Here is an 18,073-nt window from a genome sequence, read left to right on the forward strand (position 1 = left end):
CAATCGTTCAAAACCCGCGGAAACTCGCGCTCGCCGCGGTGCACCGGTGTTCGCAGAGAAGCTGTCGGCTCCAGAAATTGAATTGATCAGCACATCCCTAGTCTGGAGTGCAACACCCGCCCCGCATCAATGCGTGGTTGAGAGTTGACGTTGAGAGTCGGCGGCGAGTATGGCTGCCGATGGGCCAAGGCGGAAAGGGACGTTGATGACGATTGATATCGGAGTAACTGGTTCGTCTACGCTGCGGCTGCTGGTGTATCAGGCCCTGAAGCACTACACCGAAGAGGCATTGCTACCCATGCTCGAAGATGGCAGCAGCATCGTGAGGACCGCGGTGGCTCGCGAGTTGCAATTGCGCGGAGGTGAGTCCACGTTTGCACGCGCGAGCATGCTGCTGCAATCGCCAAAGGTCGCGGATCGAGAGATCGCCGTATTTCTTCTCGGCCAACTGGGCTCGCCGCACTTTCCTTTCCGACAGCAGTCCCTTCCGCTCGTGGAAGCTCGCTTGGTTGAAGACCAAGAGGAAGCCGTTCGCGAAGCTGCTGCCGCTGCGCTTGGACATCAAGCCAGTGCTGCTTCCGTTCCCATATTGTTGCGGGCGGCGACAGACCCGAGCGCGGCGGTTCGTGCCGCGGTCGCCGCGAGTCTTGGGCAGTTCCGTGCGGAAACTCGGGTCGCCAGGATGTTGGATGGGCTTGCCCAAGACTCCGATGAGGCAGTTCGTGACTGGGCGCTCCACAGTTTGTCCGAATAGGGGCTACCGATCGATTCGAAACGTCTGCGACGCGAGGCAGTGCCTGCCAAGCAGCACCGCGAATGGCCTGGCCACCACAACCTACACCTGGGACGCTGTCGAACAGCTCACGCAGGTGAGCGAGCAAGACGGCTCCTGGGTCGGCTTCGCGATCTCCCTGCTGGCGGCTCGGAATTTATATTGCTCACAATCTAATTGCCTGATCGACGATACAGTCTCGCCCATGGTCACCACCCACCGCCCTCGTCGAACCGGTTCCGCCAAGGCGCCGGCACCGGCCCTGCCGGCCCACGTCGACTGGCTGCAGCTCGACAACCAGGTCTGCTTCGCGCTGTATTCCACCTCGCTCGCGATGACCAAGCTGTACAAGCCGCTGCTGGCGCCGCTCGGCCTCACCTACCCGCAGTACCTGGCGTTCCTGGTGCTGTGGGAGCGCGACGGTCTGACGGTGGGCGAGCTCGGCGAGCGGCTGTTCCTCGACTCCGGCACGTTGACGCCGCTGCTCAAGCGCATGGAAGCCGCCGGCTGGCTGCAGCGCCAGCGCGCCGCCGACGACGAGCGCCGCGTGATCGTCAGCCTGACGCCAGAAGGCCGCGCGCTGCGCCAGAAGGCGCGCAGCGTGCCGTCGCAGCTGGCCCAGGCCAGCGGCTGCAGCGTCGGCGAACTGACCGACCTGACCCAACGCCTGCAGCAGCTGCGCCAGCAGCTGCTCGATGACGCGCCCGATGCGGCGCATGCGTGAACGCTGTATCCCGATCCACTTTCCCCCCCCCACCCAACCCTGAAGAGGAAGACACCATGAAGCTCGAAAAGACCCTGTACACCGCCCATGCCACCTCCACCGGCGGCCGCGAAGGCACGTCGAAGTCGTCCGACGGCGTGCTCGACCTGCGCCTGACCACGCCGAAGGAACTGGGCGGCAACGGCGCCGTCGGCACCAACCCGGAACAGCTGTTCGCAGCCGGCTACTCGGCCTGCTTCATCGGCGCGATGAAGGTCGCCGCCGGCCAGCACAAGGTGGCGCTGCCGGCCGACACGTCGATCGCCGCGAGCGTCGGCATTGGCCCGATCCCGCAAGGCTTCGGCATCGAGGTCGCGATGACCATCACGGTGCCGGGCGTCGAGCGCGCGGTCGCGCAGAAGATCGTCGACACGGCGCACCAGATCTGCCCGTATTCGAACGCGACGCGCGGCAACGTGGAAGTGACGCTGACGCTGGCCTGAGCCTCGTCGCCACAGCGCGCCCCACGCCTTCGTAAAGAACGGCCCCTCGCGGGCCGTTTTTTTATTGGGCGCTTCAGGCGTAGGGCGTGCCGGCCATCGCGGCGTTCAGGCCGAGGGTTCCCTTGTCGACGAGGGCGAGGAAGAGCGCCGTTGCCTGCGCCGCATCCCGTGTCTCGCGGAAGCTCCGGTGCGCCTGCACCAGCGCCGCGGTCCAGACTGCCAGCAGCAGGCCGCCGGCCAGGTGCGCGGCGGGGTCGGCGGCGTCCCGCCCCGCGGAGTCGGCCAGCGCTTCGGTGACGACCTGCGCGATCTCGTCGCGGATCGCCCGTGCCCGGGCCTTCAGCGTGTCGCTGCCCTCGATGGTCGCGACGAAGCCCCGGCTGTCCACCGAAAACTCGACGTACGGGCTGCGCGCGTCGACCAGCCGATGCGCCAGCCGGCGCAGCGCCTCGACCGGCGTGACGCCCGGATCGCGCTGCCGCAACGCATCGCGCAGCGCCTCGCGGACCTCTTCGTCGCGGTCGAAGAACATGTCTTCCTTGCGCGGGAAGTGGTTGAACACCGTCATCCGCCCGACGTCGGCGGCGGCGGCAATCTCGTCCACCGTCACCCGGTCGAAGCCGCGCTCCAGGAACAGGCGCGTCGCGGCGTTGGAGATGAGCTGCCGCGTGGCCAGGCGCTTGCGGGATCGCAGGTCGGTCGGGATTGACATGGCTTCATTGTACTGAGTACATTTACTGTACTCAGTACATTTTTGGATGAAGTACATGGACAAGTCGGTGGATGTGGTGGTGGTCGGCGCCGGGCCCGTCGGGCTGCTGACGGCGATTGAGCTGCGCCTGGGTGGCGCGCGCGTGCTGGTGCTGGAGCGGCTGGCCGCCCCGAGCTCGGCGATCAAGGCGATGACGGTCGGGCCGCTCGGCAGCGAGGCGCTGGCGCGTCGCGGCATGGCCGTGGCCCTCGACGCGGCCGAGGCGCGCAGCGTTGCGGCGATGCAGGCATTCGCCGCACTGCCCGGCGTGGCGGCGCGCGGGCCGGGGTCGAAGTTCAGCGGTCATTTCGCCGGCCTGGCGCTGATCCGCAAGGACGCGCAAAAGGAGCCGCAACGCCGTGCCCGGCCGGTCGACCAGCAGCGTGTCGAGGCGATGCTCGCCGACCGTGCCGATGCGCTCGGCATCGACGTGCGCCGCGGCTGCGAGGTCATCGGCGTCGAGCAGCAACCCGACGGCGTCGACGTGCGCTGGGTTTGTGCAACCGGCACAGGCGCGCTGCGCTGCGGCTGGCTCGTCGGTTGCGATGGCGGGCGCAGCCGCATCCGCAAGATGGCCGGCTTCGCATTCCCCGGCACGGCGCCGACCTCGACGCTCTACCAGGCGGTCGTCGAGATCGACCACCCCGACCGCCTGCTGCCCGTCGGCTGGCATCGCACCCCGGGCGGCGTGTTCTCGTACGGGCCGGCGCCAGGCCGCCTGTTCATGCTCGACTTCAGCGGCCCGCCCGAAGACCGCGAGGCCCCCGTCACGCGCGACGAAATCGAAGCGGTGTTGCGCCGCATCAGCGGCCAGGACGTGCGCGTCAACGCGCTCGGCAGCGGCAGCCGCTGGGCCGACAACACGCGGCTTGCCGACTCCTACCGCCGCGGCCGGGTGCTGCTGGCCGGCGATGCGGCGCACGTCCATTCGCCGTTCGGCGGTCAGGGGCTGAGCCTCGGGCTCGTCGATGCGGCGAACCTCGGCTGGAAGCTCGCGGCCGTGGTTCGCGGCGAGATGCCCGACAGCCTGCTCGACACCTACACCGCCGAGCGCCGGCCCGCGGCCGAAGCGGTGCTGGCGAACACGCTGGCGCAGGTCGCGATCCTGCGGCCCGATCCGCAGGCGGGTGCGATGCGGGACCTGGTCGCGAAGCTGATGGACTTCGACAACGTCAACCGCGTCATCGGCGAGATGATGAGCGGCCTGTCGACCCGCTACGAGCTCGGATCCGCGCGCGACGAGGTCGGCCGCTTGATCGGCGATGCGTCGCTGGTCGCACCGATGCAGGAGGGCCACGGCGTGCTGCTCGACGCGTCGCCCGAGCGCGAGGCGTCTCGACTCGTCGAGGCGCTGACGCAGCGGGTGCGCTGCGTTGCGGTCGACACCGGACCGTCGATGCTGGTCCGCCCCGATGCCTGCGTGGCCTGGGCCGGCGACGGGCGCGGCACCGACGGCCTGGACGACGCGCTGCATCGCTGGTTCAGCCTGTCGCCAGAACGCGCGCTCTAGTCGGCGAGCAGCTGCAGCAGCAGCTCGATGCGCGCCTGGTACGGCGAGCGCTCGCCGCCAGCCGGCAGCACATCGTCCGGCTGCGCGAACACCGGGCCGCCGGCCACGCGGCTGCAACGCAGCACCCGCACGCCGGCCGACCGGGCGCGCAGCAGCGCCGCTTCCAGCACATGGTGCACGGTGCCGTGGCCGGTGCCGGCGACCACGATGCCGCGCGTGCCCCGCTCGACCAAGGCATCGACCAGCGTGCCGTCGACACCCGCATGGCTCAGCACGATGTCGACGCGCGGCCACGCCGGCCCGTCGACCAGCCGGCCCACCAACGCGGCGGCCAGCGGCTCGCCGGCCGGCCACGGGCGGAACAGCCGCAGCCGCCCTTCCTCGATGCGGCCGACCGGGCCGGCATCGCCCGAATCGAAGGCTTCGACCCGGTAGGTGTGGACCTTGCGCACATCGGCCGCGCCGTGCACCACGCCGCCGAGCACCGCGAGCACGCCGCGCGCGCCGGGATGCTGCGCGACCGTCACCGCATCGAGCAGGTTCTGCGGCCCGTCGGGCTGCAGCGAGGTGGCCGGCCGCATCGCCGCGGTCAGCACCACCGGCTTGCCCGGCGCGAGCACGCGCTGCAGCAGCCACGCGGTCTCCTCCAGCGTGTCGGTGCCGTGCGTGATGACGACGCCAGCCACCTCCGGCCGCGCCAAGTGGTGGGCGAGCCGTCGCAGCAGTGAGCGCCACACGTCGGCGTCCATGTCCTTGCTGTCGACCTGGGCCACCTGCTCGGGCTCGAGCGGCACCGCGGCCAGCGCCGGCACCGCCTTCACCAGCTGCACGACGCCGAGCTGCGCCGCGGTGTAGCCGATGTTGTCGCCGGGCGCGGCCGAGGTGCCGGCGATGGTGCCGCCGGTGCCAAGCACGACGATGGTCTGGTCAGTTCTTTGCATTTTTCACGAAGCTGGATAAAAATACAGTCACTGGATGGATGTTCAGTCCGCGGCCGCCGTGCCGCGCGAATCCGCAACCCGAGGCCCCGCGATGAACGAAACCCCGAAGCTCACCGACCGCCAGCAGCAGATCCTCGACCTGGTGCAGAGCGCGATCGAGCGCACCGGCGCACCGCCGACCCGCGCCGAGATCGCGAACGAGCTGGGCTTCAAGTCGGCCAACGCCGCCGAGGAACACCTGCAGGCGCTGGCCCGCAAGGGCGTCATCGAGCTGGTGGGGGGCACCTCGCGAGGCATCCGTCTGCAGTCTGACACATTGCGTGCGCTGAACCAGAGCCGCGGCAAGCAGTTCAGCCTGCCGCTGCCCAGCCTGTCGCAGCTCACGCTGCCGCTGGTCGGGCGCGTCGCGGCCGGCAGCCCGATCCTCGCGCAGGAGCACATCGACCAGACCTACCTGATGGAAGCCAGCCTGTTCGCCCGCCGGCCCGACTTCCTGCTGAAGGTGCGCGGCATGAGCATGCGCGACGCCGGCATCATGGACGGCGACCTGCTCGCGGTGCAGAAGGCCAAGGACGCGAAGAACGGCCAGATCGTCGTCGCGCGGCTCGGCGACGAGGTCACCGTGAAGCGCTTCAAGCGCACCCGCACCAGCATCGAGCTGCTGCCGGAGAACCCCGATTTCGAGCCGATCGTCGTGCCGTTCGGCGACGTCGATTTCGAACTCGAAGGGCTGGCGGTCGGGTTGATCCGCAACAACATGCTGGTGTGATGGAGGCTGCCGTGGTGATCAAGGCTCCCAAGGCGGCCAGTGCCGCCGAATGCAAGTCGCTCGAACAACTGCCCAACATCGGCCCGGCGCTGGCCGCCGATTTGCGGCTGATCGGCATCGAGGCGCCGCAAGACCTGCGCGGCAAGGATGCCTTCGTGCTGTACCAGCGGCTGTGCGCGATCACCGGCGAGCGCCACGACCCCTGCGTGCTCGACACCTTCATGGCCGCCACCGATTTCATGGGCGGCGCACCGGCCGCGCCGTGGTGGGCCTACACGGCACAACGCAAGGCCCTGTTCGGCCAGGTGTGACCTGACGCCGTGGGAGAAGACCTGATGGACGTCCACAAGGCACAAGCCAACCCACAAGCACTGCTGGTGATCGACCTGCAGGCCGGCGCGTTCGACGGCGTAAAGTGCGACCCGATCGACTCCGGCGATCGCCTGCTCGGCCGCGCCGCCGAGTTGCTGGACGCGGCACGCGCGGCCGGCCTGCCGGTGCTGCATGTGCAGCACGGTGAACCGCAGGGCGTGCTGGTGAAGGGCACGCCGCAATGGCAGCTGCATCCCGCCGTCGCACCGCTGCCCGGTGAGGCTTGCGTCGAGAAGCAGGCCTGGAGCGCGTTCGAGAACACCGCGCTCGATGCGCTGCTGCGCGGATCCGGCGTCCGCCACCTGCTGGTGTGCGGGCTGCAGAGCGAGGTCTGCGTCACGCACACCTCGCAGGCCGCGCTCGCGCTCGGCTACGAGGTCACGCTGGCCAGCGACGCCCACGGTACCTGGCCCGACGCCACATCGAGCGCCGACGAGATCATCGCGCGCCAGAACGCCGCACTGGCAGCGCAGGGCGCGCAGTTGCAGGGCACGCGCGAGATCGTGGCGCTGCTGTCGCGCTGATCCTTGCGACGCTCCGGCCGGCCCACCCGGCCCACCCGACTCGGCGCCCCGGACCTCAGGGCTGCGGCTGCAGCACCAGCGTGTGCTCCGCCACGCCGCCCCACACCGGCACATCCTCGACGCGGGCCCAGCGGTCGACCCAGTTCCGGTACAGCGGCGAGAACACGATGCCCGATTGCCCGCTCGACTGCATGAAGCGCGAGCGGCCCTTGTCGCCGAGGTCGTACAGCGCACGCAGCGACGGGCCGTGATCGTCCAGGTACAGCTCGCCGGTCGTCGCATCGGGCCGCAACCCGACCCGCGAGACGTTGACCGTGTAGGTGTCGCCGCCGACCGGCGCACGCAGCTCGAACCAGCGGGCGAGCGCCTTCACCTTGCTGAACGGCCGGTGCTCGGCCCGCGCCTGGTGCGCCCGGCCCCATTGCCAGGCCGAGACCTCGGCGCCTTGCGACTGCTGCAACTCGTCGAGCGTCCGCGTGAACGCCGCGTCCACCTGCTGCGCGCAGGTCTCGACCGCCGGCGTCGTCTTGTCGTCGCACCACCAGCCGTCCTGGCGCTCCAGCACGCCCTCCAGCGCCTCGCGGAAGCTGCGGCTGCCGAGCTGCCGCTCGTACAGCGCGGCGCCGAGTTCGTCGCTGAACACCGCCTGCGTCAGCTGCCGGATCCAGGCCGACAGGATCAGCGGCGCGGCACGGTCGGCCGCCATCGTGCCGTCGAACGACGCCAGCTCGCGCTGCGCGGCCGTCGCCAGCGGGTGGGTCGACACCGCGCGTTTCAGCACCGGCAGCAGCTTCAGCGCCGCCAGCGACAGCTGGTCGCGCTGGATCGTCCGCAGGCTGGCGATCGAATGCTTCGGCGTCGCGGCCAGCAGCTGTTCGATGCGCTGGTGGCGGTACGGCACCGCCCATTCGCTGGTCAGGAAATGCGGGTAGTCCGGCCCGACGATGCGCTGGTTCGCCGTCGCGATCCAGCCGCGGGCCGGATCGACCTCGCGCGGCGTTTCGCCGGCCGGCACGCTGCCGATCCAGTCGTAGCGCGCATCCCAGCCCGGCGCCGGCACCAGGCCCTTCAGGTCATGGGCCGGTCCGCGCACCGGCACGCGCCCGGCGGCCACCATCGCGATGCGGCCCTGCACGTCGGCCACCACCATGCTCTGCATCGGCGCGACGTACCCAGCCGATGCCGCGATGAACTCGTCGACCGAGCGGGCTGCATTGAAACCGATGCCCGCATCGACCGAATCGGCATCCGGGTCGAGCGCCGTCCAGCGCATCGCGAGTGCATAGGTGGGCGCGTTCGGTGCGCCGGTGAGGCCCTCGGTCGGGCCGCCGGCATCGGAGATCACCGGCCCGTGGCGGGTGCTGCGCACCGTCATCGTCACGTCGGCGTGCCCCTTGACCTTGATCACCTCGGTGCTGCGCTCGAACGCCGCCCAGCCGTCGGGCGTCTGGTACTGGGTGTCGTCGTCGGGGCGGATGCGTTCCAGGTAGAGGTCCTGCACATCGGGCGCGGTGTTGGTGAAGCCCCACGCGATGCGGTCGCTCTGGCCAAGCACAACGATCGGCAGCCCCGGCATCGTCGCGCCGGCCACCTGGAAGCCGGGCGCGTCGAGCCGCGCCAGGTACCACAGCGACGGCGCGCTGAGCTTCAGGTGCGGATCGTTCGCGAGCAGCGGCAGCCCGCTGTCGGTGTGCGAGCCGGCAACCACCCAGTTGTTGGAGCCGACGCCTTCGACGCCGGACTCGGGCGCCGTCAGCAGTGCCTGGCGGCCGAGCGTGCCGTCCACCTTCAGCCCGCGGAACAGCGCCGCATAGTCGGCCGTCGACAGCGGCTTCTCGCCGGGGTACGGCGGCAGCAGCTCATTGATGCGCTCGACCGGCATCTTCAGCGACAAGCGCATCCGCAGCAGCTCGGTCGACCAGTTGCCGCCGAGGTCCCAGGCCATCATCGTCGCCCAGGCCAGGCTGTCGACCGGCGTCCAGCGCTGCGGCTGCAGCCCGAGCAGCACGAACTCCGGCGGCCGCGCCTTCAGCGAACCGGCCAGGTAGGCATTGATGCCGGCGCTGTAGGCCTCCAGCGCATACCGCGTGGCCGGGCTGGCCCGCTGCCACTGCGCCTGCGCGGCCCGGCGCACGCCGAGCGCGCGCAGGAAGCGGTCCGTGTCGAGGGCCGGCTCGCCGAAGGCCTCGGCCAGCTGGCCGGCCCCGATGCGGCGGTGCGTCTCGATCTGCCACAGCCGGTCCTGCGCATGGGCGAAGCCGAGACCGAACATCGCATCCTCGCGCGACGCCGCGTGGATGGTCGGCACGCCTTGCGCGTCGCGCTCGATGCGCACCTCCGCCCGCAGGCCTTCGACGCGCTGCTCCCCGTCGACCTGCGGCAGCGTGCTGCGGGCATAGGCCCACAACAGCGCCGCCGCCAGACCCAGGGCGATCGCCAGGCCCAGGGCGCCACGTTTCAGCCATGTCATCGCTCGTTCCCCTCGTCAGTTCCCGCTCAGCGTAGCCCGGCCCGATGAACGGCGGGCAGAAGCACCTCATTTCGTGCGATCTGCGTCAGCCGCCGCTGTACAGAATGCCCGTGCACCTACACCTGCGCGTGCGCCGGCCGAAAGCCATGCACGTGAAGCCCCAGGCCATCGACATGAAAACCGCACGCTCCTCGTTCGACCTCGACATCGCCACCCTCCAGAGCATCCCCGGGATGCCGCAGGAGCGCCTGGCCCGCGTTGCGGCGCGGCGTGTCTTCGTCGAGATGAAGCAGTGCTTCATGCAATCGGCCGCCGGATTGCAAGGGGCGTCGGCGGCACTGCTGAAGCGCCAGCTGCGCATCGCCGGCGACATCGGCGAGCTGCTCGAACTGAGCGAGACGCTGCTCGCCGTGCTGCCGCCCGAGGACCGCAAGGCGGTGCGCCGCCAGCTCGACGCCGCGTTCCCGATGGCCGGCCGCGACACCGAATTCGTCCCGCTGTAGCCGAAGCGCGGGGCCGAGCGCGGGCTGCCTCAACGCGGCCCGCATTCCCTTGGAAGATCGGAGGGTGTATTCACCCGCCGAGGGGTCCCAGATAGTCGCTCTTGCCCAGCTCGACCCCGTTGTGGCGCAGCAGCGCGTAGATCATGTTGGTGTGGAAGTAGAAGTTGGGCAGCACGAAGGTGCGCAGATAGACCTCGCCCTTCAGCGTCAGCGGACCGTCGCGGCGCGGAACCGTCACATCCCTGTCGTCGCTGCCGACGATCTTCTCGGCGGGGATCGACTCGAGGAAGGCCACCGTCTTCGCGATGCGTTCGCGCAGCTCGGGCAGCGTCGTCTCCACGTCGTCGAACTTCGGTGACTCGATGCCGGCCAGCCGGGCCGCGCCGAACTTCGCCGCGTCGCTGGTCATCTGCACCTGCCGCGTGAACGGCAGCATGTCGGGCGACAGGCGCGTGCCGAGCAGCACGCCGATGTCGAACTTCTTCGCCTGCGCATGGGCTTCCGCCTTGTCCAGCCACTTGCCGATGTGGCCGAGGGTGCGCAGGAAGATCGGCACGCTGGCCGAGTACATGGTGAGGGGCATGGCGGTCTCCGGATCGTCGGGTAGGGAAAGGGGTGTGGGGGCGGATGCTAGCCTTCCTGGCCACATCCTGCCGGCGTGGGGTGGCGACTTCCCGCCGAGCATGCACAATCAAAGCCGTGAACATCATCATCCTCGACGACTACCAAGATGCGGTCCGCAAGCTCAAGTGCGCCCAGCGCCTGGAGCAACTGAATGCCAAGGTGTTCACCAACACCGTCAAGGGCATCGGCCAGCTGGCGGTGCGCCTGCGCGACGCCGAAGTGCTGGTGCTGATCCGCGAACGCACCCAGTTCCCGCGCCAGCTGCTCGAAAAGCTGCCGAAGCTGAAGCTGATCTCGCAGACCGGCCGCGTCGGCTCGCACATCGACCTCGAGACCTGCACGCGGCTGGGCATCGCGGTGGCCGAAGGCGTCGGCTCGCCGGTCGCGCCGGCCGAGCTGACCTGGGCGCTGATCATGGCGGCGATGCGCCGGCTGCCGCAGTACATCGGCAACCTGAAGCACGGCGCGTGGCAGCAGTCGGGCCTCAAATCGGCGTCGATGCCGCCGAACTTCGGGCTCGGCATGGTGCTGAAAGGCAAGACGCTCGGCCTGTGGGGCTACGGCAAGATCGGGCAGATGGTGGCCGGCTACGGCCGGGCCTTCGGCATGAACGTCGTCGTCTGGGGCAGCGAAGGCTCGCGCGAGCGGGCGCGGGCCGACGGGCACCAGGCCGCCGATTCGCGCGAGGCCTTCTTCGAGAGCTGCGACGTGCTGTCGCTGCACCTGCGGCTGGTCGACGAGACCCGCGGCATCGTCAGCACCGACGACCTGGCCCGCATGAAGCCGACCGCGCTGCTGGTCAACACCTCGCGCGCCGAGCTGGTCGAGGAAGGCGCGCTGGTGTCGGCGCTGAACCGCGGCCGCCCCGGCATGGCGGCGGTCGACGTGTTCGAGAGCGAGCCGATCCTGCAGGGCCACCCGCTGCTGCGGCTCGAGAACGCGGTCTGCACGCCGCACATCGGCTACGTGGAGCAGGACAGCTACGAGCTCTACTTCAGCGCGGCCTTCGACAACGTCGTGAACTTCATCAACGGCACGCCGACGAAACTGGTGAACCCCGAAGCGATGCGGGTCATCCGTTGAGCGAAGCGTCGCCCACGCTGCGCCAGCCGGGCTCGCTCGGCGAGCTGTTCCGCGTCTTCAATCGCCTCGCGCTGCAAGGTTTCGGCGGCGTGCTGGCGGTTGCGCAGCACGAACTGGTGGAGCGCGAGCGCTGGCTCGGCCGCGACGAGTTCGTCGAGATCCTGTCGGTCGCCCAGGTGCTGCCCGGGCCCAACATCGTGAACCTGTCGCTGATGATCGGCGACCGCTTCTTCGGGCTGCGCGGCGCGTTCACCGCGCTGGCCGGCATGTTGCTCGCGCCGCTCGTCATCGTGCTGCTGCTGGCCGCGCTGTATGCAAGGGCCGCGCAGCACCCGATGGTCAGCGGCGCGTTGCGCGGCATGGGCGCGGTGTCGGCCGGGCTGATCATCGCGACCGGGCTGAAGCTCGCGACCAGCCTGAAGCGCAACGAGATGGGCCTGCCGCTCAGCCTGGCGATCGGTGCCTGCACCTTCGTGATGGTCGCGCTGATGCGCTGGCCGCTGCTCTGGGTGCTGGCGGGGCTGGGCTCGCTGGGGATCGCGGCCGCCTGGTGGAGGCTGCGCCGATGAGCACCGCACGGCCGTTCCGAAGGTGCTCGCTCCCCCTCGGGGGGACTGCCCGCAGGGCAAAGGGGGCGAGTTGAACGAGCTCGGGCTGCACGGGCTGGGCGCCGGCGATCTGTTCGCGTTGTTCGGCCATTTCCTGATGCTGAGCCTGCTGGCCGTCGGCGGCGCGATCACGACCGCGCCCGACATGCACCGTTACGTGGTCGGCGAGCGGCACTGGCTGAGCGACGACCTGTTCACCGCGTCGGTCGCGCTGGCGCAGGCGGCGCCGGGACCGAACGTGCTGTTCGTCGCGGTGCTCGGCTTCAACGCGGCCGGCCTCGCGGGCGCTGCGGCCACGCTGCTGGGCATCATGCTGCCGTCGACCACGCTCGCGCTGTGGGCCACGCGCTGGAGCCATTCGCGTCGCGACACGCTGGGCGTGCGGGCGTTCAAGACCGGCCTCGCGCCGCTGACGCTCGGCCTGCTGCTGGCCACCGGCTGGATCCTGGCCGATCCGGTGCGCGACCGGCCGGCGGCGATCGTGCTGATCGGCGTGACGGTCGCGGTGATGCTGAAGACGCGCCTGAGCCCGCTGTGGCTGGTGGCACTCGGCGCCATCGTCGGCGCCCTCGGCTGGGTCTGAGGCTCCGGCGGGATCAGGTCAGCGCTTCGGCCACCAGGGCCGGCAGGTCGGCCAGGTCGTGCAGCAGTTCCGGCGACAGCCCGTCGGGCAGTTCGTCGAGCGCCGCGCCGCGCCACATCACCTCGGTGCTGCCGTTCGCGCCGCGCTGCACCACCACCCGCAACAGCAGGTCGGGCGACGCGTCGGAGCTGGTCATCAGCACCGGCGTGCCGCCTTGCGTCGACTCGAACACGATCACCAGGCGCTGGCGCTCGTTGTCTTCGCCGACGCTCTGCTGCAGCCGCACCAGCACCGGCATGCCATGCCGCTCGGCGCAGGCTTCGATGCGCTGCACCGTCTCGGTCACGCCGAACCGGCTGACGCTCGCACGCGTGAGACGCTCTTCGGCACCGAAGGCGCGGGTACCACCCAGGGCCGCGACGATCATCGCAATGCCACCGGTCATCCAGAAACGAAATGGGCTCTTCATCGGGGGTCTCCCTCGGGTCACCGACAGACGATAGGGTTCGAACAGCGGTCCTTCAAGGGTCTGAATGTCACTCAACGTCGCTCCACAGTTAACGACGGTGTCGCGACCGTCACACCGTGCTCAGCACGAACGCAGAGTGTGATCCGAAGCGGTGACGCTTTGGTGAACGGCCCGGGGCCAATAGGGGTATCCAACGAACATTCATGCGGCACTGCAGCACGCTGCAGGCCGCGAATTCACTTGGTTCCGAAGATCTTGTCGCCGGCGTCGCCGAGGCCGGGAATGATGTAGCCCAGCTCGTTCAGGTGGCTGTCGATCGACGCTGTCCAGCAGCGCACGTCGGGGTGGGCTTGCTGCAGTGCGGCAACGCCTTCCGGCGCGGCCACCAGCACCAGCGCGCGGATGTCGGTGCAGCCGCGGCGCTTCAGCAGGTCGATGGTCGCGATCATCGAGCCGGCGGTGGCGAGCATCGGGTCGACGATCAGCGCGGTGCGCTCGTCGAGGTGGCCGACGAACTTCTCGAAGTAGTGCTCCGGCTGCAGCGTCTCGTGGTTGCGCGACAGCCCGACCACGCTGACCTTCGCGCTCGGGATCATGTCGAGCACGCCATCGAGCATGCCGAGGCCGGCCCGCAGGATCGGCACCACCGTGACCTTGCGGCCGCTGATCTGGTCGATCTCGACCGGGCCGCTCCAGCATTCGATGGTCGTCCGGGTCAAAGGCCAGTCGGCCGTGGCCTCGTAGGCGAGCAGCCGCGCGAGCTCGTGGGTCAGCTCGCGGAACTTCTTGGTCGAGATGTCGGCCTCGCGCAGCAGCCCGATCTTGTGGCGGACGAGCGGGTGGTTGACGGCAATGGTCGGCATGGCGTGCTCCGGTGGGCGATGTCAGTCGGGCTGCTTCATCCGCTGGCGCAGCGCCTCGTACAGGCAGATGCCGCTGGCCACCGAGACGTTCAGGCTCTCGACCGCGCCGCGCATCGGCAGCCGCACCAGCACGTCGCAGGTCTTGCCGGTCAGCTGGCGCATGCCGCTGCCTTCGGCGCCGAGCACCAGCGCAACCGGCCGGGCCAGGTCGATGTCGTACAGCGACTGCTGCGCGTCGTCCGAGGTGCCGACGATCAGGATGTCGCGCTCCTTCAGTTCATTCAAGGTCCGCGCCAGGTTGGTGACCATGAAGTACGGCACCGTGTCGGCCGCGCCGCTGGCCACCTTGGACACGGTGGCGTTGATGCCCACCGCATGGTCCTTCGGCGCGATCACCGCATGCGCACCGGCGCCGTCGGCCACGCGCAGGCAGGCACCGAGGTTGTGCGGGTCGGTGATGCCGTCGAGCACCAGCAGCAGCGGCTGCTCTTCGACGGCGTCGAGCGTGTCGTCCAGCGAATGGCTCATCGCCATCGCCTCGACCCGCGCGACCACGCCCTGGTGGCGGTGCGTGCCGCACATCTTCTGCAGGCGGTCGTCGTCGCTGTCGACCAGCTTGGCGCCGGCCTCGTTCGCCCGCTCGACGAACTGCCGCATGCGCTGGTCGCGGCGGCTCGCGTCGACGTGGATCTCGAGGATGGATTTCGGCGCGGTCTTCAGCCGCACGGTGACGGCATGGAAGCCGAACAGGATCTTGTTGCTCATAGCCGGCGATGGTACGTCGTCGCCGGCCGGCCGATCCGGGCTACGTCAGGTGGCGCTGCACCAGGCCGACCAGTTCGGCGTAGTCGAAAGGCTTGGCCAGGTAGGCGTCGAAACCGGACTGCAGGATGCGCTCCTCGTCGCCCTTCATCGCCAACGCCGTCAGCGCGATGATCTTCAGCCCCGCCGTCGCCGGGCTGGCGCGCAGCAGCCGCGTCGCCTCGATGCCGTCCATCCCGGGCATCTGGATGTCCATCAGCACCAGCTCGGGCAGGTGTTCACGGGCCAGCCGCACGCCCTCCTCGCCGCCTTCGGCGCAGATCACCTCGTGCCCGCCCTTCTGCAGCACCAGCTGCGCGAGCTTGCGGTTCTGTGCGTTGTCTTCGACGACCAGGATGCGTGCCATGGAGTGTCCTCGCCTTGTTCGTTGCCAGGCCGTTCATGCCTGTCGCGGCCGGCCCTTGGCCAGCGCCCGCCTCACCTCGGCCAGCAGGCTGGCCGGCTGGAAATCGGATTTTTCCATCACCTGCTGCACGCGCCCGCTCAGCAGCGCCCGGTCCTGCACCGTCAGCAGCTTGGCAGTCAGCACGATGATCGGGATGTCGGCGGTGTCGCTGCGCCCGCGCAGCGCCTCGATCACGTCGAAGCCCGACAGCTGCGGCATCATCAGGTCGAGCACGATCAGCGCCGGCCGCTGCTGGTGCACCACCTCCAGCGCCTCGCGGCCGCTGTAGGCCAGCATCGGCACGAGGCCGGCCGACTGCAGGTGCTTGCCGACCAGCGTGACGGCCTTCGGGTCGTCGTCGACCACCAGCACCCGCGCCGCCGGCAACTTCCCGTCCAGCCCGACCGCCGCCAGCGCGGCCAGCAGGTCGTCCTTCGACACCGGCTTGGTCAGCACCTGCGACGCGCCGAGCGCGAAGCCGCGCCGCGCCTCGGCGGTGATCGACACGATGACGACCGGGATGTGCCCGGTCTGCGGCTGCTCCTTCAGCTGGGACAGCAGGTCCCAGCCGTCGCGGCCGGGCAGGATGATGTCGAGCACCAGCGCGGCCGGCATCAGCGCCGCGGCCCGCGTCAGTCCTTCTTCGGCGCTGCGCGCGACCTCGACGCGGTAGCCGTCGGATTCGAGCTGCGCGCGCATCAGGGTCGCGGTGCGCGGGTCGTCCTCGACCACCAGGATCAGCGGCGCATCGGGACCGGCCTCGCGCAGCCTGCCGTGCGCCGCCGGCAGCCCCACCGGCTCGGGCAGCGGCGGCTCGCGCTGCGTCTCGTCGCCGGCCGGCCGCCACGGCAGCCAGACCACGAAGGTGGTGCCGACATGCGGCGTGCTGCGCAGCATCAGGCCGCCGCCGTGCAGCTCGACCAGCCGCTTGACCATCGTCAGCCCGAGGCCGGTGCCCTCGTACTCGCGCGACAGCGACGAGTCAATCTGCACGAACGGCTGGAACAGCCGCCCGATGCCGTCGGGCGCGATGCCGATGCCGGAATCCTCGACGCGGATCTCAAGGAACGACGGCAGCGTGCGCTCGGATGGCCGGAAGACCCGCGTGTCCTGCGCCTCGAGCACGCCGTCGACGTCGGCGCGCGCCACCCGCTTCATCGCGAGCGTGACCACGCCGCCTTCGGGCGTGAACTTGATCGCGTTGGACAGCAGGTTGAAGACGATCTGCTTGGACTTGCGCAGGTCCAGCTGCAGGCTGCCGAGGTCCGGCGCGCACACCGCATTCAGCCGCAGGCGACGCGTGGCCGCCTTCTCGCGCATCAGCGAGGCCGCGCTGGTCATGATGTGCGACGGCTCGGCCGCGCCCAGCTCCAGCGGCATGTGCCCCGACTCGACCTTCGACAGGTCGAGGATGTCGTTGATCAGGCTCAGCAGGTGCTTGCCGCTGACGTGGATGTCGTTCGCGTACTCCCGCTGTTCGGCGTTCAGGTCGCCGGCGAGGCCATCCTTCATCAGGCCCGAGAAGCCGATCACCGCGTTCAGCGGCGTGCGCAACTCGTGCGACATGTTGGCGAGGAACTCGCTCTTCATGCGGTCGGCCTTCTCGAGCTCGGCGTTCTTGACCTGGATGTCTTCGCCGCGCACGCGCAGCTGCTCGGCCAGCAGGTTCAGTTCCTGCAGCTGGCCGAGGTTGTGCAACGCGACCGCGAACTGCGCGCACAGCCGCTCGATGAAGCCGCGGTCGCGGGTCGACAGCGGCGCCGCGGCCGCCAGCGCAAGCACGCCGATCAGCCGGCCCTGGTAGCTGACCGGGCAGATCAGCAGCGCCGCCGGGCGCAGCGATGCGAGGCCGGTCTCGATGCGCAGCCCGCTGGCCGCATCGAAGTGCTCCAGGTAGGCCGGCTTGCCGCTGCGCGCCACCGCGCCGACCAGGCCGTCGTCGATGCGCAGCACGCCTTTCAGGTCGGCCGGCGCGTTGTGCCGCGCCACCGTGCGCAGCACGCCGCCCCATTCCTCGTGCTCGTAGAACACCGCCACCGGGAACAGCGGGTTCTCGCCGATCAGCGCCAGCGTCTCGGCCAGCACCACCTCGCGCGTGGCCTGCGCGTTGTAGAGCGTCAGCGCGCGGGCGTGCAGCGCGTCGTAGCGGCGCTCTTCGCCGACCGCCTGCTCGGCGCGCTGGCGTGCGGCCCAGTCGAGCCGCAGCCGCCATGCGATCGCGCCCAGCAGCAGCACCAGCGCGACCAGGAACACGATGAAGGTGGTGACGGTGGATTGCGAGCGCTGGTCTTCGACGCGCTCGCGCTCGGCGAGCAGCCGGCGCTCCTCGGTGTTGATCTGGTCGAGCAGCGCGCGCACGCGCTCGAGGCGCCGCACGCCGCGCGAGAGGCGCTCGTCGAGTGCCTGCGGCGTCTCGTTCGGCTGCAGCGATTCGTTCTCGTGGAAGACCTGCACGCGCGCCGCGATCTCGCCGCGCAGCTCCGCGGCCCTCGCCTGCTGCTGCGGGTTGTCGGCGGTCAGCCACGAGAACTGGCGCAATCCGGTGTCGATGACGGCCAGCGTGGCGTCGCGCTCGTCGAGGTACACCGGGTTGCGGCTCGCGATGTACGCGCGCTGGGCCGCCTCGCTGCGGTAGATGTCCGACTGGATGTCGGAGGTCACGCTGATCACCTGGTGGGTGCGGCTCACGAAGCCCGAGGCCTCGAGCGTCTGGCGCGCGAAGTTCCATCCGATGCCGGCGAGGCTGAGGATGGCGGCCACTGCCACCAGGAAGCCCGCGGTCGCGAGCTGCTGAACCGACAAACGCGTCATCCGTTCT

Annotated in this window: 20 protein-coding genes; 11 read left to right on the forward strand and 9 right to left on the reverse strand. The window is 69.8% G+C overall.

Annotation, left to right across the window (positions count from 1 at the left end):
• Positions 1-205: 205 nt before the first annotated feature.
• The 3 genes from ASC98_RS09940 (at position 206) to ASC98_RS09950 (ending at position 1,978) form a co-directional block, all read left to right on the forward strand.
• A complete protein-coding gene (locus tag ASC98_RS09940; RefSeq protein WP_056819917.1) occupies positions 206-754 on the forward strand; it encodes a HEAT repeat domain-containing protein in 549 nt (182 codons plus the stop codon).
• Positions 755-977: 223 nt separating this feature from the next.
• On the forward strand, positions 978-1,496 hold the full coding sequence (locus ASC98_RS09945; protein ID WP_082542327.1) for a MarR family winged helix-turn-helix transcriptional regulator: 519 nt from the start codon (positions 978-980) through the stop codon (positions 1,494-1,496).
• 56 nt (positions 1,497-1,552) lie between these two features.
• Complete coding sequence (locus tag ASC98_RS09950) at positions 1,553-1,978, forward strand: organic hydroperoxide resistance protein (RefSeq protein WP_056807826.1); 426 nt, start codon at positions 1,553-1,555, stop codon at positions 1,976-1,978.
• Positions 1,979-2,051: 73 nt separating this feature from the next.
• On the opposite strand, the gene ASC98_RS09955 is transcribed toward ASC98_RS09950, so the two are convergent.
• Positions 2,052-2,747 (reverse strand): TetR/AcrR family transcriptional regulator, encoded by a 696-nt coding sequence (locus ASC98_RS09955; protein ID WP_235581221.1) that lies wholly within the window; start codon positions 2,745-2,747, stop codon positions 2,052-2,054.
• On the opposite strand from ASC98_RS09955, the gene ASC98_RS09960 reads away from it, so the two are divergent.
• Positions 2,746-4,239, forward strand: a complete 1,494-nt coding sequence (locus ASC98_RS09960) for an FAD-dependent monooxygenase (RefSeq protein WP_056808091.1) — start codon at positions 2,746-2,748, stop codon at positions 4,237-4,239. The two genes, ASC98_RS09955 and ASC98_RS09960, sit on opposite strands and share 2 nt — an antisense overlap.
• On the opposite strand, the gene ASC98_RS09965 is transcribed toward ASC98_RS09960, so the two are convergent.
• A complete protein-coding gene (locus tag ASC98_RS09965; protein WP_056807830.1) occupies positions 4,236-5,180 on the reverse strand; it encodes an asparaginase in 945 nt (314 codons plus the stop codon). The two genes, ASC98_RS09960 and ASC98_RS09965, sit on opposite strands and share 4 nt — an antisense overlap.
• 91 nt (positions 5,181-5,271) lie before the next feature.
• Between ASC98_RS09965 and lexA the strand changes: the two genes are divergently transcribed.
• From lexA to ASC98_RS09980, 3 genes are read left to right on the forward strand one after another with little or no spacing between them, the layout of a single operon-like run.
• Positions 5,272-5,949: a transcriptional repressor LexA gene (lexA, locus tag ASC98_RS09970; protein WP_056807832.1), complete on the forward strand. Its 678-nt coding sequence runs from the start codon at positions 5,272-5,274 to the stop codon at positions 5,947-5,949.
• Entirely contained in the window at positions 5,949-6,260 is a 312-nt protein-coding gene (locus ASC98_RS09975) for a helix-hairpin-helix domain-containing protein (protein WP_056807834.1), read from the forward strand. The genes lexA and ASC98_RS09975 overlap by 1 nt, the downstream gene beginning before the upstream one ends.
• A 24-nt stretch (positions 6,261-6,284) precedes the next feature.
• Entirely contained in the window at positions 6,285-6,845 is a 561-nt protein-coding gene (locus ASC98_RS09980; protein WP_056807836.1) for a cysteine hydrolase family protein, read from the forward strand.
• 55 nt (positions 6,846-6,900) lie between these two features.
• Here ASC98_RS09980 and ASC98_RS09985 read toward each other — a convergent pair whose 3' ends face one another.
• Positions 6,901-9,315, reverse strand: coding sequence for a penicillin acylase family protein (locus ASC98_RS09985; RefSeq protein WP_056807837.1), 2,415 nt, complete (start codon positions 9,313-9,315; stop codon positions 6,901-6,903).
• 44 nt (positions 9,316-9,359) lie between these two features.
• On the opposite strand from ASC98_RS09985, the gene ASC98_RS09990 reads away from it, so the two are divergent.
• Positions 9,360-9,818: a hypothetical protein gene (locus ASC98_RS09990; protein WP_056807839.1), complete on the forward strand. Its 459-nt coding sequence runs from the start codon at positions 9,360-9,362 to the stop codon at positions 9,816-9,818.
• 70 nt (positions 9,819-9,888) lie between these two features.
• Here ASC98_RS09990 and ASC98_RS09995 read toward each other — a convergent pair whose 3' ends face one another.
• Positions 9,889-10,401 (reverse strand): DUF1993 family protein, encoded by a 513-nt coding sequence (locus ASC98_RS09995; protein ID WP_056807841.1) that lies wholly within the window; start codon positions 10,399-10,401, stop codon positions 9,889-9,891.
• Between the two features lie 116 nt (positions 10,402-10,517).
• Between ASC98_RS09995 and ASC98_RS10000 the strand changes: the two genes are divergently transcribed.
• The 3 genes from ASC98_RS10000 to ASC98_RS10010 all read left to right on the forward strand — a co-directional run bounded on the left by ASC98_RS10000 (position 10,518) and on the right by ASC98_RS10010 (position 12,716).
• Positions 10,518-11,525, forward strand: a complete 1,008-nt coding sequence (locus ASC98_RS10000) for a D-2-hydroxyacid dehydrogenase family protein (RefSeq protein WP_056807843.1) — start codon at positions 10,518-10,520, stop codon at positions 11,523-11,525.
• Entirely contained in the window at positions 11,522-12,094 is a 573-nt protein-coding gene (locus ASC98_RS10005; protein WP_056807845.1) for a chromate transporter, read from the forward strand. The genes ASC98_RS10000 and ASC98_RS10005 overlap by 4 nt, the downstream gene beginning before the upstream one ends.
• Positions 12,095-12,164: 70 nt before the next feature.
• Positions 12,165-12,716, forward strand: coding sequence for a chromate transporter (locus ASC98_RS10010; protein ID WP_255358695.1), 552 nt, complete (start codon positions 12,165-12,167; stop codon positions 12,714-12,716).
• Between the two features lie 13 nt (positions 12,717-12,729).
• On the opposite strand, the gene ASC98_RS10015 is transcribed toward ASC98_RS10010, so the two are convergent.
• The 5 genes from ASC98_RS10015 to ASC98_RS10035 form a co-directional block, all read right to left on the reverse strand.
• Complete coding sequence (locus tag ASC98_RS10015; protein ID WP_157598294.1) at positions 12,730-13,185, reverse strand: hypothetical protein; 456 nt, start codon at positions 13,183-13,185, stop codon at positions 12,730-12,732.
• A gap of 236 nt (positions 13,186-13,421) precedes the next feature.
• Positions 13,422-14,048: a uracil phosphoribosyltransferase gene (upp, locus tag ASC98_RS10020; protein WP_056807849.1), complete on the reverse strand. Its 627-nt coding sequence runs from the start codon at positions 14,046-14,048 to the stop codon at positions 13,422-13,424.
• 21 nt (positions 14,049-14,069) lie between these two features.
• Positions 14,070-14,813 carry a 23S rRNA (guanosine(2251)-2'-O)-methyltransferase RlmB gene (gene rlmB, locus ASC98_RS10025; protein ID WP_056807851.1) on the reverse strand — a complete coding sequence of 248 codons (744 nt, stop codon included), beginning with the start codon at positions 14,811-14,813 and terminating at the stop codon, positions 14,070-14,072.
• Between the two features lie 40 nt (positions 14,814-14,853).
• Positions 14,854-15,216 (reverse strand): response regulator, encoded by a 363-nt coding sequence (locus ASC98_RS10030; RefSeq protein ID WP_056807853.1) that lies wholly within the window; start codon positions 15,214-15,216, stop codon positions 14,854-14,856.
• 33 nt (positions 15,217-15,249) lie between these two features.
• The gene (locus ASC98_RS10035; protein ID WP_056807855.1) at positions 15,250-18,066 is read right to left on the reverse strand and encodes a response regulator; all 2,817 of its coding nucleotides are present in this window, start codon (positions 18,064-18,066) and stop codon (positions 15,250-15,252) included.
• Positions 18,067-18,073 lie beyond the last annotated feature (7 nt).

This window comes from Rhizobacter sp. Root1238 (genome assembly GCF_001425825.1).
In the GTDB taxonomy this organism is placed as follows: domain Bacteria; phylum Pseudomonadota; class Gammaproteobacteria; order Burkholderiales; family Burkholderiaceae_C; genus Rhizobacter.